The organism is Pseudomonas multiresinivorans, from assembly GCF_012971725.1.
GTDB lineage: Bacteria > Pseudomonadota > Gammaproteobacteria > Pseudomonadales > Pseudomonadaceae > Pseudomonas > Pseudomonas multiresinivorans.
This window is the reverse complement of sequence record NZ_CP048833.1, coordinates 6,244,729-6,258,332: the sequence shown is the minus strand read 5'-3', so window position 1 is coordinate 6,258,332 and position 13,604 is coordinate 6,244,729. Positions and strand designations below refer to the sequence as shown.

The window sequence follows — 13,604 nt, the reverse complement described above, 5'->3', positions numbered from 1 at the left end:
CTTTTCGACGGTGTTCTCTGCGGGATCAAGCCGTCTCTGGCGGGCGGCTGGCCGCGAGTCTAACTCAGAGCTTGCGCTGCATGTAGCGATGGCTGGAGACGCCCGGCAGCGTCGAGACGCGCTCCACCTGCACCTCGAAGCCGAAACGCTCATAGAGCGCCTGGGCCTTGGGATTGGCCACCGAGACGTCCAGTGCAGCCATGGGCAGGCCGTTGCTGCGGCCGATCTGCAGGAAGTGCTCGATCAACTGGCTGCCCAGCCCCTCGCCACGAAGGTCCGAGGTGACGCCCAGGTGGGCGAGGTACAGTGTCCTGCGCGGCGGTGGGCAGATGATTCTTTCCAGTTGCAGGCCGCGGCGGATGACGCCGGGCGCGCCCAGCCCGAAATAGCCGAGAATCTGCCGCGTGGCCGCGAGCATGTAGCCCAGCGTCACCTCGCCGCCGAACACGGTGCCGGCAGCCACGACCTGCCCGTCCTGTTCGCCGACCCAGTGCTGGCGCCAGCCGAACTGCCCGCCGCCCTGGACGAAGGCGTAACGCAGGAAATCCTGCGCGCTGTTGCGGCCGGGGCGGGCGAAGGCATAGTCGAAGGCGTCGGGGCCGGAGCTGTAGATAAGCGGGATGGCGGCGACATCATCGGGGCGGGCGCGGCGGAAGGTCAGCGACATGCAGGCGACTCCTGGGTGGGAGTCGAGAATTTAGCACCATGGTTCCATAAAGTGCAGCGCTCAGCCTTGCGTATCGAGCCACTTTGACGCGCCGGCTCCGGCCGCGCGGCCGCTGGCGAAGCAGGCGGTGAGCAGGTAACCGCCGGTGGGCGCTTCCCAGTCGAGCATTTCGCCGGCGCAGAACACGCCCGGCAGCGCCTTGAGCATCAGGTGCTCGTCCAGCGCCTCGAAGGTCACGCCACCGGCGCTGCTGATAGCCTCGTCCAGCGGGCGGGGGCGCACCACGGTCAGCGGTAGCGCCTTGATCAGGGCGGCGAGGCGCTGCGGGTCGGCATAGTCGGCGGCTGTGGACAACTCCCGCAACAGCCCGGCACGCACGCCGTCCAGGCCCAGGCGGCCGCGCAGATGATTGGCCATGGACTTGGAGCCGCGCGGTTGCGCCACGGCCTTGGCAACCTGCTCCAGGCTGCGGTTGGGCAGCAGGTCCAGGTGCACCGTGGCGCTGCCGGTCTGCTCGATGCGCTCGCGGATAGCGGAAGACAGGGCATAGACCAGGCTGCCTTCGATACCGCCGGCGGTGACCACGAACTCGCCCTGGCGCGGCGTGCCGCCGGGCAGCGAGAGGGCCACCGGCTTGACCGGTGCGCCGGCGAACTTGTCGCGGAAGAATTCGCTCCAGCCTTCCACCTCAAAGCCACAGTTGGACGGGCGCAGCGGCGAGATATCCACAGCACGCTCGGCCAGCAGCGGCACCCAGGCACCGTCCGAGCCCAGGCGTTGCCAACTGCCGCCGCCAAGGGCGAGCACGGTGGCGTCGGCCGTCACGCTGCGCTGGCCTTCCGGCCCTTCGATCAGCAGCGCGCCGTTGGCGTCCCAGCCCATCCAGCGGTGGCGGGTGTGGATGACCACGCCGGCTTCGCGCAGGCGCTTGAGCCAGGCCCGCAGCAGCGGTGCGGCCTTCATGTCGGTGGGGAACACGCGGCCGGAGGTGCCGACGAAGGTCTCGATGCCCAGGCCATGGATCCACGCGCACAGCGCCTGGTTGTCGAAGGCGTCGATCAGCGGCGCCAGGGTCTGCGCACGCTTCCCGTAGCGCGACAGGAACGGCTCGCGGGCCTCGGAATGGGTGATGTTCATGCCGCCCACGCCGGCCAGCAGGAACTTGCGTCCGACCGAGGGCATGGCGTCGAACAGTTCCACCTTCACCCCGGCGCTGGACAGGACTTCGGCCGCCATCAGGCCAGTGGGGCCGCCGCCGATGATGATGGCGGTACGGGAGGCGAGCGGGCGGGAATCGGTCATGCAGAAGGCCAGGCGAAGAGTGCGGGAAAAGGCGCAATTCTAGCGCAGCAGCACTGCGCGCCGGTTGCTCATTTTTTGCCCAGTTTTCCCGGAGCCTGCGCAGCCGGGGGCGTCGAGCGCTTTCCCGCAGCTTATCCACAGGCCGTTCCACAGCCATGGTGGAAAACGCCGACCGCGGCAAATTCCGAGGAGGGGCCAGTATCGTACAGCGCGCCCTGATCCCCAGATGGTAGGGGTTACGATAATTCTGACAGCGGATCGAGATTCCGCCGATGTTGGCGCTTTTGTGAATCCGTCAGCATGCGGGCCTCTTGCAACCTTGGTCCGATGGTCGATGAAAGTTCGTGATTACCTTCGCTCTCATGAGGCCCACCTTTGGGTGGAGGGCAGCGACACTCGTGTGCGCGTGAATGGCCTCGACATCGTTATCCGCGCACTCCCTAGCGAGGAAATTCGCACGCTGCTCAACGAGGCAGTGGCCCACATGGTGGTGCGCCTGAACAAGAACCTGCAGGGTTCGAAAGTGAAGTTCGAGCAGCGTGTGCTCGAGTTGCTGTCGATACAGGTCGCGCTGCACAACCTCTATGTGTTCACCAACTGGAGCCGCCTGTTGCCGCGCTACCTGCAGTTCGCGGGGCCGCTGCGCGCCCAGGAGCTGCTGCAGCACCATGTGCCCGAACAGGTGATGCGCTTCTGCGAGAAGCACTACGGTGAGGATTGCCGCCAGCGCGCCGGCGCGTTGCTGGGCTTCTCGGCCCACGAGCTGGCGCGTTGGGAACAGCAGCGCCTGCCCTCGCGCATGGACACCAACAACTCGCGCTACCGGGCCAACTGAAGCTCGCGCGCTACCCGTGCAGCGCTGTGGTGCAGGATGCCGTGGCGCCGGGCCAGCGCGTGGCGGTCCTTGTCGTAGCCCCCGCCGATCACGCCGACCACCGGAATATCGCTGGCCAGGCAGCGGCGGAGGACGTGCTCGTCCCGCGCGGCCAATCCCGCATCGGTGAGCTGCAGATAGCCCAGGGCGTCGTCCTTGTGCACGTCCACGCCGGCGTCGTAGAGCACGATGTCCGGCTGGTACAGCGGCAGCAGGTAGTCCAGCGCTTCCTCCACCACCTTCAGGTAGTCCACATCGCCCAGGTGCAGCGGCAGGGGAATGTCCCAGTCGCTCTGCGCCTTGCGCGCGGGGAAATTCTTCTCGCAGTGCAATGACACGGTCACCGCGTCCGGCACGTTCTCCAGAATGCGTGCAGTGCCGTCGCCCTGGTGCACGTCGCAGTCGAAGATCAGCACGCGGTTGGCCTTGCCGCTTTCCAGCAGGTAGAGGCTGATCACTGCAAGATCGTTGAAGATGCAGAAGCCCGAGGCGTGGTCATGGTGCGCGTGGTGCGTGCCGCCGGCGAGATGGCAGGCCAGCCCATGTTCGAGCGCCAGTTCGGCCGTCAGCAGCGAGCCGCCCACCGCACGCACCGTGCGCCGGGCCAGCGCTTCGCTCCAGGGCAAGCCGAGGCGGCGCAGTTCTTCGCGCTCCATCGCGCCGCTGCAATAGCGCTCGATGTAATCGCGATCGTGGGCCAGGGCGAGGATATCCACAGGGCAGAGTTCCGGACGCAGCAGCTCGGCGTCGCTCACCAGGGCGCTGTCCACCAGGTGGTCGCGCAGCAGGCGGAACTTCTCCATGGGGAAGCGGTGATTGTCCGGGAAGGGCGGACTGTAGTCGTCGTGGTAGACCAGGGGCAGCGGCATGGCGTCAGGGTACGCTGAGGTTGAGCGCCTACGAAAGGGCCGGCATTGCGCCGGCCCTTTTTCGCATCAGCCCTCGTTGGAGACTGCTGCGTTGCGCTGGGCGCTGCGGCTGGTGGCCACCGAGACCGACCACAGCACGAAGCCGCCGATGGCCAGCAGGCTGCCGACCCAGCCCGGCGAAGTCCAGCCGTAGCCGGCCGCCAGGGCCAGGCCGCCGAGGTACGGGCCCAGTGCGTTGGCGAAGTTGAACGCCGAATGGTTCAGCGCCGCGGCCAGGCCCTGGGCGTCTTCGGCGACGTCCATCAGGCGGGTCTGCAGCACGGTGCCCAGAGCGCCGCCGAAGCCGACGAAGAACACGCAGATCGAGATGGTCCAGATGTTCCCGGCGGTGAACGGGAAGATCGCCAGCACCACCGCACTCCACACCAGCAGGCCACCGGCGGTGGGCATCACGGCGCGGTCGGCGAGTACCGGGATGAACAGGTTGCCCAGGGTCATGCCGATGCCGAACACCGCCATCACCAGCGGCACGATGCTCGGTGAGACGTGGGTGACAGCGCCAAGGATGTCGGCCAGGTAGGTGTACACCGCGAACAGGCCGCCGAAGCCGATGGCGCCGATGCCCAGGGTCAGCCAGACCTGGCCGCGCTTGAGCGCGCCCAGCTCGCGCAGCGGGCTGGAGTCCGGCTCGGCCGGCGAGTAGGGCGCGAGCAGGCGCACGCAGATCATGGTCAGCACGCCCAGCGCGGCGACCAGGGCGAAGCTCCAGCGCCAGCCCACGGCCTGGCTCAGCCAGTTGGCCAGCGGCACGCCGATGATGGTGGCGACGGTGAGCCCGAGGAACATCCGCCCGACCGCCACGGTGCGCCGGTGCGGCGGCACGATGGAGGCGGCGACCAGCGCGGCGATGCCGAAGTAGGCGCCGTGGGGCAGGCCGCTGATGAAGCGGAACAGCAGCATCCAGTGGTAGGTCGGCGCCAGGGCGCTGAGGCCGTTGCCGACGGCGAACAGCGCCATCAGCAGTACCAGCAGGGTACGACGCGGCAGGCGCGCGCCGAGCACCGCCAGCAGCGGCGCGCCGACGACCACGCCCAGGGCGTAGGCGCTGATCACGTGGCCGGCGGTGGGAGCATCGATGCCCAGCGCCGGGGCGAAGTAGGGCAGCAGGCTCATGGTGGCGAATTCGGTGGTGCCGATGGCGAAGCCGCCGACAGCAAGGGCGAAAAGCACCAGGGCCGTACTGCGGTGCAGTCCGGTGGTGGAGGTCGTCATTGGGGTTCCTTGGTCTTTTTGAGGTGCGCCGTGGCGGCGCGGCTGTCTGCGTGAGCACGGTCAAGGCAGTGACCGACAGCGAAGGTAGGAGAAAAATACCAGATGATGGCGCTCGTTGCTGAATCGATTGCGCCTGGTCTGACGGATTGCCGCCTACAGGTCCGTGGGCGGGTATCATGGTCATCTTTGCCGACGCGTGATGCCGACCATGGATATCCCGAGCCTGACTACCGAGCGCCTGCTGCTGCGCCCCTGGCGCACCGAGGACCTTGTGCCCTTCGCCGCGTTGAACGCCGACGCACAGGTGATGCGCCACTTCCCCGCCTGCATGAGCCGCGAGGAGAGCGACCTGCTGGCCGCGCGTATCCTCCAGCATTTCGACGAGCATGGCTTCGGCCATTGGATAGTCGAGCGCCGCGAGGATGGCACGTTCATCGGCGTGCTCGGGCTGGCGCGGGTGTCCTTCGAGGCGGCCTTCACGCCCGCAGTGGAGATCGGCTGGCGCTTCAACGTCGCCTACTGGCGCCAAGGCTATGCGCTGGAGGCGGCCCGCGCCGCGCTGGATTTCGCTTTCGAGCAGTTGCAGCTGGAGGAAGTGGTGGCCTTCACCGTGCCGGCCAATCTGCCGTCCCAGGGCTTGATGCAGCGCCTGGGGATGGTCCGCGATGAAGCCGGCGACTTCGAGCACCCGCGCCTGCCGGAAGGCCACGCCTTACGCCCCCATGTCCTGTACCGGATTCGCCGCCCATGAAGCCGGAAGACGGCGTGCGCGCCTACCACGAACTGAGCAGCCATCGCCCGGAGCGCTTCGCCCCCGGCCCCGGCCAGCTCGACTGGGCGACCCAGCCGGCCGCCTTCCGCCGCTATGCGGGGGCGCGCTGCATCGAACTGCTGCACCGGCCGCAGGAAGAATCGCCGGGGTATGACGGCGTCTTCGCCGGCCCCATCGGCCAACCGGCACCACTGAACCTTGCCGCCGTTCCGCAGCTGCTCTACGACAGCCTGGCGATCTCGGCGTGGAAGGAGGCCGGCGGCAATCGCTGGGCGCTGCGGGTAAATCCCTCCAGCGGCAACCTGCACCCGACCGAAGCCTACCTGCTGCTGCCTGCCGGGGCTGTGGATAACGCTGCGCTGCTGACTCACTACAGCGCCGATGACCATGTGCTGGAGGTGCGTGCGGAGTTGCCGGCGCCGCTGGCCAAGCAATTGGACGATGCGCTGCCGGCGGGTGGTTTCCTGCTGGCGCTGGCGAGCATTCCCTGGCGCGAGGCCTGGAAGTACGGCGAGCGTGCCTACCGCTACTGCAATCATGACCTCGGCCACGCGCTGGCCTGCCTGGGCATCGCCGCGGCGATCCAGGGTTGGGAGGTGCGCCTGTTGCGCGGTATTGCCGAATCACGGCTGGATGCGCTGATCGGTCTCGACCGTGAAGGCTTCAGCGAGCATGAGTTCGCCGACGCACTGCTATGGATCGGCCCGGCGCAGCCGGCCGAATTCCCATTGCCCGATACCCTGCTCAAGGGCCTTGCCGAGTTGCCGCTGGATGGCACGCCCAATCGCCTGTCCCGCGACTATCGCCACTGGCCGGAGCTGGAGCGCGTGCACCCGCTGTGCCGCGCGCCCGCGTTGCCCGCCGGCCAATGGAGCGTCGCGAACGCCGATCCAGCTGTGGATAACCCCGGCCTGCCATTGCGCCCGATTCTGCATCGTCGGCGCAGCGCGCAATCCATGGACGGCCGCAGCGGTATTCACGCCGAGCTGCTATATGCCTGGCTGCGTCGCCTGATGCCCGAGCGCTCGCCGGTACCCTTCGGCTGTACCGGCGAGCCGCCGCGTATCGACCTGCTGCTGTTCGTCCACCGCGTCCAGGGCCTGGAGCCGGGCCTGTACTGGCTGGGTCGCAGTGGCCGCGAGGCGGTTGGGCTACGCGACGACTACCTGTGGCAGCCGGTGGCGGAGAGCGGTGTGCCGCTGTATCGCCTGTTGTCCGGCGATGCACGCGGGCTGTCGGCGTTCCTGTCCTGCGGGCAGGACATCGCCAGCGACGGTTGCGTCGCCTTCGCCATGCTCGCCGACCTCGATGCCGCGCTGACCGAGGGCGCCTGGACTTATCCGCGCCTGTACTGGGAAGCCGGGCAGATCGGCCAACTGCTCTACCTGGAAGCCGAAGCGGCGGGCCTGTCGGGCACCGGCATCGGCTGCTATTTCGATCCGGCAGTACACCAACTGCTGGAAGGTGGGCCGGACTGCCCGGTCAGCCTCTATCATTTCACCATTGGCGGCGCGGTCTGGGATGAACGGCTCACCAGCCTTCCCGCCTATCCGTCGCCACGCCGACTCCCACTTCAGCAAGACCGCAATTGAGGAAACAACGCGCATGACCCAGATCCTGGACAACCTGGTGGCTCTGCTGAGCCTGGAACAGATCGAAGAGAACCTGTTCCGCGGCACGAGCCAGGACCTCGGGTTCCGCCAGCTCTACGGCGGACAGGTGCTCGGCCAGGCGCTGTCGGCGGCCAGCCAGACCGTCGAGCCGGAGCGCCATGTGCACTCGATGCACGGCTACTTCCTGCGCCCGGGCGACGCCAGCAAGCCGGTCGTCTACCAGGTTGACCGCGTGCGCGACGGCGGCACCTTCAGCACCCGCCGCGTCACCGCGATCCAGAAGGGCCAGCCGATCTTCGCCCTGAGCACTTCGTTCCAGACCGACGAGGGAGGCTTCGAGCACCAGATCACCATGCCCGACGTGGTCGGCCCGGAGAATCTGCCGACCGATCAGGAACTCAAGAAGCGCAGTGCCGCGCAGTTCCCCGAGCGCATCCGCGACAAGCTGCTCTACCCCAAACCCATCGAAATCCGCCCGGTGACCGAGAACGACCCTTACGACCCGGAGGTCGGCGAGCCGATCAAGTACCTCTGGCTGCGCGCCGACGGCAAGCTGCCGGACGTGCCGGCGCTGCACAAGTACATCCTTGCCTACGCCTCGGACTTCGGCTTCCTCACCACCTCGCTGCTGCCCCACGGCCGCTCGGTGTGGCAGAAGGACATGCAGGTCGCCACCATCGACCATTCCGTGTGGTTCCACCGCGACCTGCGCGCGGACGAGTGGCTGCTCTATGCGATCGACAGCCCCTGGGCCGGCAATGGCCGTGGCTTCGTGCGCGGCAGCATCTTCAACCGTGACGGCCAGTTGGTCGCTTCCTCGACCCAGGAAGGCCTGATCCGCCGCCGCGAGGACTGGGCATGAGGCTTGGGGATATCCGTCATTGGGTGTTCGACATGGACGGCACCCTGACCCTGGCGGTGCACGATTTCCCGGCGATCAAGCGCGCGCTGGGGATTCCCCAGGAGCACGACATCCTCACCCACCTGGCCGCGCTGCCGGAGGATGAGGCGGCGGCCAAGCATGCCTGGCTGCTGGAGCATGAACGAGAGCTGGCGATAGCGTCCAAAGCCGCGCCGGGTGCGGTGGAACTGGTGCGTGCGCTGCATGCTGCGGGTTACCGCCTGGGCATCCTGACGCGCAATGCCCATGAGCTGGCGCTGATTACCCTGGCGGCCATCGGTATCGGTGACTGCTTCCTGACCGAGGATGTTCTCGGGCGTGGCGAGGCCGATCCCAAGCCCAGCCCGGATGGCCTGCTGCGTCTTGCGGCGCGCTGGGACGTGGCGCCGCAGAAGATGCTGATGGTCGGCGACTACCGCTTTGATCTCGATTGCGCGCGGGCTGCTGGTGCCCAGAGTGCGCTGGTCAACCTGCCAGACCATCTGCAAGAGAACCCCTGGCCGGAGCTGACCGACTGGCATGCGCAGGACTGTGCGGAGCTCGGGCGGATGGCGGGGGTACTGGTGTAGTCCGCTGCAATGCGGGTTCGCGAGCAAGCTCGCTCCTACAGCTTCGTAGGGCGAATAACGCGTCAGCGTTATCCGCCGATGGCACGGGAGGCGGATAACCTGTTCCAGGTTATGCACCCTACGAAACCGGGGCGGAGGGCGGGCATGCTGGTTTAGCCCGCTGCCGTGCTGGTTCACGAGCAAGGGCCAGGCGCCCCCCTCGCTCCTACGAAGAGCGGCTCGGCGCGCCGCCAACTCTCACGTGCGCCGTACCCTGTAGGAGCGAGCTTGCTCGCGAACAGGCTCCTGCGCCGTACCCCCTGAGTGCGCGTCCTCCCGCGCGTAGGAGCGGACTCCGTCCGCGATCGGCATCCCACCACGCCAGATCATCGCGGATGAATCCGCTCCTACGCGCGCGCGAGGCCTCGGAGTGCTTCCCGAAAATCCCGCGCCATGCGGAGCCTTACAGCTCCGGCGTCCAGGTCACCGCCAGCAGGGCGGTGCGGCCCGGTTCGCGGTAAGGGCGGGCTTCGCCCATGAAGTCCATCGGGCTGGTCGGCCGCAGGTAGTCGCCGAGGGTGTAGTCGCGGTCCAGGGCGTTATCCAGCTTCAGGTCGAAGCGGACTTCGTCGCTGGCCAGCCAACTGGTGCGCAGGTCGAGCACGCCGTAGCCGGAGAGTTCGCGGGTGTTGGCCGCGTCGTCGTAGCGCTGGCTGACCGCGCGCCAGGTGCCGCCGACGCCGAAGGCGCCGAACTGGCGGTCCAGGTCCAGGCTCAGGGTGCGCCGCGCACGGTAGGGCAGGGTGTGGCCGGTGTCGCGGTCGCGCGGGTCGATCAGGCTCAGGCCGAGCGCGGCCTGCCAGCCCAGTACTTCGCGGGCAACGCTGGCCTCGAAGCCATTGATGCGCGCCTTGTTGATGTTCTCCGGCTGGTTGCTGTTGCTGTCCCAGGCGATCAGGTCGTCGATCTCGGTGCGGTACAGCGAGGCTTCCAGGTGCGTGCCGGAGAAGTCACCGCGCCATTGCAGCTCATAGGTCTTCGAGGTCTCGGCCTTCAGGTCCGGGTTGCTCGCGCCGGGGTAGTAGAGGTCGCTGAAGGTCGGTGCGCGGAAGCCTTCGCCGTAGCTGGCGATCCAGGTCTGGCTGTCGCCGACCGGCAGGCTGAAGGCGGCGTTCCAGCTGTTCTGGCTGCCGTAGGCCTGGTTGTTGTCGTGGCGGATGCCCAGCTCGGTGCCGAAGTTGTCGCCCTTTAAACTGTGCTGGGCGAAGAAGGCACGGTTGCTGCGCTGGTCCTCGGCGAAGTCGGTGCTGCCGTCGACCTTGTCTTCGTACCAGTCGGCGCCCAGGGCCAGTTGATTGGCCTCGTCCAGTTGCAGTCGGTTGATCCAGCTCGCCGAGTGGCGGGTGGTTTCCAGCGTGCCATTGTTCCAGCTATCGGCGGCGCCCACGGCCTTGTTGCGGTCGAAGCTGCGGCCCAGCTCCAGGCGACTGTTCCACATGTTGGTGATCTGGCCGTCGAGATAGGCGCTGTAGCTGCTGACGCGGAACTCGTCGCGGGGCGAGCCCGGCTCGAAGTTGTAGGCGTCGTCGTATTCGTTCTTGCCGCGCTGGTCGTTGAGGTTCAGGCCGGCCTTCCAATCCTCGCTGAAACGATGGTCCAGGTTCAGGTGCACGGCCTTGTTGCGCTGGGCGTCGTGGTCGTTGTCGGCGCCGACGTTGTCGCTGGTGCGGTCCCAGCCCTGGCTCTCGTCCAGGCTGCTGCCGAGGTTGTAGCGGGTCTGCTCGTTGCCGCCGGACAGGCTCAGGCTGCGCTCGAAGGTGCCGTGGTTGCCGGCGGCCAGGCGCACTTCCGGGTGCAGGCCGGCTTCGCCGCGGCGGGTGAAGATCTGGATGACGCCACCGATGGCGTCGGCGCCGTACAGCGCGGAGCGCGGGCCGCGGGTCACTTCGACGCGCTCGATGCTGTCGATGCTCAGGTAGTCCAGGCGGGCAATGCCGCTGCTGGCCGAGGCGATGCGCTGGCCGTCCACCAGCACCAGGGTCTGCGCGGTGCTGGTGCCGCGCACGGAGTACGAGACTACGCCGCCGGAGCTGCCCATCTGCACGCCGGGCACGCGAGCCAGCAGGGCGGGGACGCTGCGTACCTGCAGGCGTTCGATGTCGGCGCGGGTGAACACGCTGTTGGCCGAGGTGGCTTCGGCGCGCGGCTGGGCCTGGCGCGCGGAGGTGATCACCTGGTCGGAGAGCCGGTAGATGTCGTCGGCGGCGAACGCCAGGCCGGGCAGCAGGCTGGTGGCCAGGGCGAGTCGGGTCAGTTTCATGGAGCGTCCTCAAAAGCGGGCGGATGACTTTCGAGGAGGGCGTGGCAAGGGCGGCAGGCCGCACTTGACGGTGCGGCCCTCCGCAACACCTGTCGGGGCGTGTCGAGGGCGGTCTCCGGGCTGCCGACGTCACATCGCCGCCTTCCCACATTCGTGCAGTGGCTCATGGCGATGCTGCGCTCCCTTGGGGAGTGCGTCGGTTACCGTTGCGGGGGCAGCGCAGGTCTTTCACCTGCTTCCCGTTACCTCGAACGAAAACGGGCGCACCTTAGTCGGTGCGCCCGTCACTGGCAATACTCCCGGGGAGGGATGCGCCGATCGGTCTCAGCGATTGCCGAGGGCTTCCAGGCGCGCCTTCACCGCGGCTTCGATACCGGCGGCGTCCAGACCGCACTCGGCGAGCATCTGCGCAGGCTTGGCATGCTCGACGTAGTAGTCCGGCAGGCCCAGGTGCAGGATCGGCTGCTGGATATTCTCGCGGGCGAGGAATTCGCTGACGGCGGCGCCGGCGCCACCCATCACCGAGTTCTCCTCGATGGTCACCAGCAGGTCGTGGCTGGCGGCCAGTTGGCGCACCAGTTCCTCGTCCAGCGGCTTGACGAAGCGCATGTCGGCGACCGTGGCGTCGAACTGTTCGGCCACTTTCAGTGCCTCGGCCAGTTGCACGCCGAACACCAGGAAGGCGACCTTGCCGGCCTTGCCTTCGCGGCGAACCACGCCCTTGCCGATTTCCACCGGAGCCAGTTCGGCTTCGATGGCGGCGTTCGGGCCGGTGCCGCGCGGGTAGCGCACTGCCGCCGGGCCTTCGAAGTGGTGGCCGGTGGTGAGCAGCTTGCGCAGCTCGTTCTCGTCGCTGGGGGTCATCACCAGCATGCCGGGGATGCAGCGCAGGTAGGAGAGGTCGAAGCTGCCGGCGTGGGTCGGGCCGTCTTCGCCCACCAGGCCGGCGCGGTCGATGGCGAACAGCACGTCGAGGTTCTGCACCGCGACGTCGTGGATCAACTGGTCGTAGCCGCGCTGCAGGAAGGTGGAGTAGATCGCCACCACCGGCTTGGCGCCATCGCAGGCCATGCCGGCCGCCAGGGTCACGGCGTGCTGTTCGGCGATGGCGACGTCGAAGTAACGATCCGGGAACTTGTCGGCGAAGGCCACCAGGTCGGAGCCTTCCTTCATCGCCGGGGTGATGCCGACCAGGCGCGGGTCCTGGGCAGCCATGTCGCACAGCCACTGGCCGAACACGCTGGAGTACTTCGGCCCGCCGGCCTTCTTCGGCACGGCGTGGGCGGGGGCGCCCTCGGGTTCGAGCTTGGTGATGGCGTGGTAGCCGATCGGGTCGATCTCGGCCGGGCCGAAGCCCTTGCCCTTCTTGGTCACCACGTGGAGGAACTGCGGGCCCTTGAGGTCACGCATGTTGCGCAGGGTGGCGATCAGGGTCGGCAGGTCGTGGCCGTCGATAGGGCCGATGTAGTTCCAGCCCAGCTCTTCGAAAAGCGTGCCGGGGACCAGCATGCCCTTGGCGTATTCCTCGGTGCGGCGGGCGATCTCCCAGGCGCCGGGCAGGCGCGAGAGCACCTTCTTGCTGCCTTCGCGCATGCTGCTGTAGGTGCGGCTGGAGAGAATCTTGGCCAGGTAGTTGGACAGGCCGCCGACATTGTTGGAGATCGACATGTCGTTGTCGTTGAGGATCACCAGCATGTCGGCCTTCACTTCCGACGCGTGGTTGAGCGCCTCGAAGGCCATGCCGGCGGTCAGCGCGCCGTCACCGATCACTGCCACCGACTTGCGGTTGGAGCCCTGCATGCGCGCGGCAATGGCCATGCCCAGGGCGGCGCTGATGGAGGTGCTGGAGTGGCCGACGCCGAAGGTGTCGTACTCGCTCTCCGAGCGGCGCGGGAAGGCGGCCAGGCCGTCCTTCTGGCGAAGGCTGCCCATGCGCTCGCGACGACCGGTGAGGATCTTGTGCGGGTAGGCCTGGTGGCCGACGTCCCACACCAGGCGGTCGTCCGGGGTGTCGAAGACGTAGTGCAGGGCGACCGTCAGCTCGATGACGCCCAGGCCTGCGCCGAAATGGCCGCCGGTCTGGCCGACGCTGTACAGCAGGTACTGGCGCAGTTCGTCAGCGAGGGTCAGCAGCTCCGCTTCCCCCAGCCGGCGCAGCTCGACCGGCGTGCTGGCGCGGTCGAGCAGAGGCGTGGCGGGGCGCTCGCGGGGAATCTCGTGGAACGTCGTGGGCATCAGGCTGATCGTTATGAGAGGCAAAGATGCGGAAGTTTACCTGATGCTCCGGATTGGCCCAAGCAACGTGGGGCCAATCCTTTGGACGACCGGATGGTCGGGATTTGGCCGCCGGCTGTGCTGAAATCGTCGTCGCCCCTGCCGATTGCAGGCAAGCCAGCCCCGGCGCCAGGCGCCACTGTAGGCACGATGACCGACCGGCGGCGGTTTGCCGCAGCCTTTTGTAGCAAT

Annotated in this window: 11 protein-coding genes and 1 riboswitch; of the genes, 5 read left to right on the top strand and 6 right to left on the bottom strand. The window is 67.6% G+C overall.

What is annotated here, in order from left to right; all coding sequences use genetic code 11:
• Window positions 1-64: 64 nt before the first annotated feature.
• On the bottom strand, window positions 65-667 hold the full coding sequence (locus G4G71_RS28525) for a GNAT family N-acetyltransferase (RefSeq protein ID WP_169942088.1): 603 nt from the start codon (window positions 665-667) through the stop codon (window positions 65-67).
• 60 nt (window positions 668-727) lie between these two features.
• On the bottom strand, window positions 728-1,903 hold the full coding sequence (locus tag G4G71_RS28520) for a TIGR03862 family flavoprotein (RefSeq protein ID WP_240964985.1): 1,176 nt from the start codon (window positions 1,901-1,903) through the stop codon (window positions 728-730).
• A gap of 472 nt (window positions 1,904-2,375) precedes the next feature.
• Here G4G71_RS28520 and G4G71_RS28515 point away from each other — a divergent pair, with 472 nt between their 5' ends.
• Window positions 2,376-2,804 carry a hypothetical protein gene (locus tag G4G71_RS28515; protein ID WP_240964854.1) on the top strand — a complete coding sequence of 143 codons (429 nt, stop codon included), beginning with the start codon at window positions 2,376-2,378 and terminating at the stop codon, window positions 2,802-2,804.
• Here the strand turns inward: G4G71_RS28515 and G4G71_RS28510 are convergent.
• Both G4G71_RS28510 and G4G71_RS28505 read right to left on the bottom strand, forming a co-directional pair.
• Window positions 2,789-3,712: a histone deacetylase family protein gene (locus G4G71_RS28510; protein WP_169942082.1), complete on the bottom strand. Its 924-nt coding sequence runs from the start codon at window positions 3,710-3,712 to the stop codon at window positions 2,789-2,791. The two genes, G4G71_RS28515 and G4G71_RS28510, sit on opposite strands and share 16 nt — an antisense overlap.
• A 66-nt stretch (window positions 3,713-3,778) precedes the next feature.
• Entirely contained in the window at window positions 3,779-4,984 is a 1,206-nt protein-coding gene (locus G4G71_RS28505) for an MFS transporter (RefSeq protein ID WP_169942079.1), read from the bottom strand.
• Window positions 4,985-5,192: 208 nt separating this feature from the next.
• Here G4G71_RS28505 and G4G71_RS28500 point away from each other — a divergent pair, with 208 nt between their 5' ends.
• Genes G4G71_RS28500 through G4G71_RS28485 form a run of 4 tightly spaced genes read left to right on the top strand, consistent with a single transcriptional unit; the run spans window position 5,193 to window position 8,839 of the window.
• The gene (locus tag G4G71_RS28500) at window positions 5,193-5,735 is read left to right on the top strand and encodes a GNAT family N-acetyltransferase (protein WP_169942856.1); all 543 of its coding nucleotides are present in this window, start codon (window positions 5,193-5,195) and stop codon (window positions 5,733-5,735) included.
• Window positions 5,732-7,348: a nitroreductase family protein gene (locus G4G71_RS28495; RefSeq protein WP_169942077.1), complete on the top strand. Its 1,617-nt coding sequence runs from the start codon at window positions 5,732-5,734 to the stop codon at window positions 7,346-7,348. The genes G4G71_RS28500 and G4G71_RS28495 overlap by 4 nt, the downstream gene beginning before the upstream one ends.
• Before the next feature lie 13 nt (window positions 7,349-7,361).
• Complete coding sequence (tesB, locus tag G4G71_RS28490) at window positions 7,362-8,231, top strand: acyl-CoA thioesterase II (protein ID WP_169942075.1); 870 nt, start codon at window positions 7,362-7,364, stop codon at window positions 8,229-8,231.
• A complete protein-coding gene (locus G4G71_RS28485) occupies window positions 8,228-8,839 on the top strand; it encodes an HAD family hydrolase (RefSeq protein WP_169942074.1) in 612 nt (203 codons plus the stop codon). The genes tesB and G4G71_RS28485 overlap by 4 nt, the downstream gene beginning before the upstream one ends.
• A 442-nt stretch (window positions 8,840-9,281) precedes the next feature.
• Here G4G71_RS28485 and G4G71_RS28480 read toward each other — a convergent pair whose 3' ends face one another.
• Window positions 9,282-11,138, bottom strand: coding sequence for a TonB-dependent receptor domain-containing protein (locus tag G4G71_RS28480; protein ID WP_169942072.1), 1,857 nt, complete (start codon window positions 11,136-11,138; stop codon window positions 9,282-9,284).
• A 106-nt stretch (window positions 11,139-11,244) separates the two neighbouring features.
• A riboswitch (cobalamin riboswitch) is annotated at window positions 11,245-11,421 on the bottom strand.
• A 41-nt stretch (window positions 11,422-11,462) separates the two neighbouring features.
• Complete coding sequence (gene dxs / locus G4G71_RS28475; RefSeq protein ID WP_169942070.1) at window positions 11,463-13,373, bottom strand: 1-deoxy-D-xylulose-5-phosphate synthase; 1,911 nt, start codon at window positions 13,371-13,373, stop codon at window positions 11,463-11,465.
• Window positions 13,374-13,604 lie beyond the last annotated feature (231 nt).

Bases quoted from the DNA above. Each gene is read 5' to 3' on its own strand.
- G4G71_RS28520 (WP_240964985.1), bottom strand. From the start codon at position 1,903: ATGGCGGCCGAAGTCCTGTCCAGCGCCGGGGTGAAGGTGGAACTGTTC.
- G4G71_RS28480 (WP_169942072.1), bottom strand. From the start codon at position 11,138: ATGAAACTGACCCGACTCGCCCTGGCCACCAGCCTGCTGCCCGGCCTG.
- G4G71_RS28500 (WP_169942856.1), top strand. From the start codon at position 5,193: ATGGATATCCCGAGCCTGACTACCGAGCGCCTGCTGCTGCGCCCCTGG.
- dxs (WP_169942070.1), bottom strand. From the start codon at position 13,373: ATGCCCACGACGTTCCACGAGATTCCCCGCGAGCGCCCCGCCACGCCT.
- G4G71_RS28505 (WP_169942079.1), bottom strand. From the start codon at position 4,984: ATGACGACCTCCACCACCGGACTGCACCGCAGTACGGCCCTGGTGCTT.
- G4G71_RS28495 (WP_169942077.1), top strand. From the start codon at position 5,732: ATGAAGCCGGAAGACGGCGTGCGCGCCTACCACGAACTGAGCAGCCAT.
- tesB (WP_169942075.1), top strand. From the start codon at position 7,362: ATGACCCAGATCCTGGACAACCTGGTGGCTCTGCTGAGCCTGGAACAG.
- G4G71_RS28510 (WP_169942082.1), bottom strand. From the start codon at position 3,712: ATGCCGCTGCCCCTGGTCTACCACGACGACTACAGTCCGCCCTTCCCG.
- G4G71_RS28525 (WP_169942088.1), bottom strand. From the start codon at position 667: ATGTCGCTGACCTTCCGCCGCGCCCGCCCCGATGATGTCGCCGCCATC.
- G4G71_RS28485 (WP_169942074.1), top strand. From the start codon at position 8,228: ATGAGGCTTGGGGATATCCGTCATTGGGTGTTCGACATGGACGGCACC.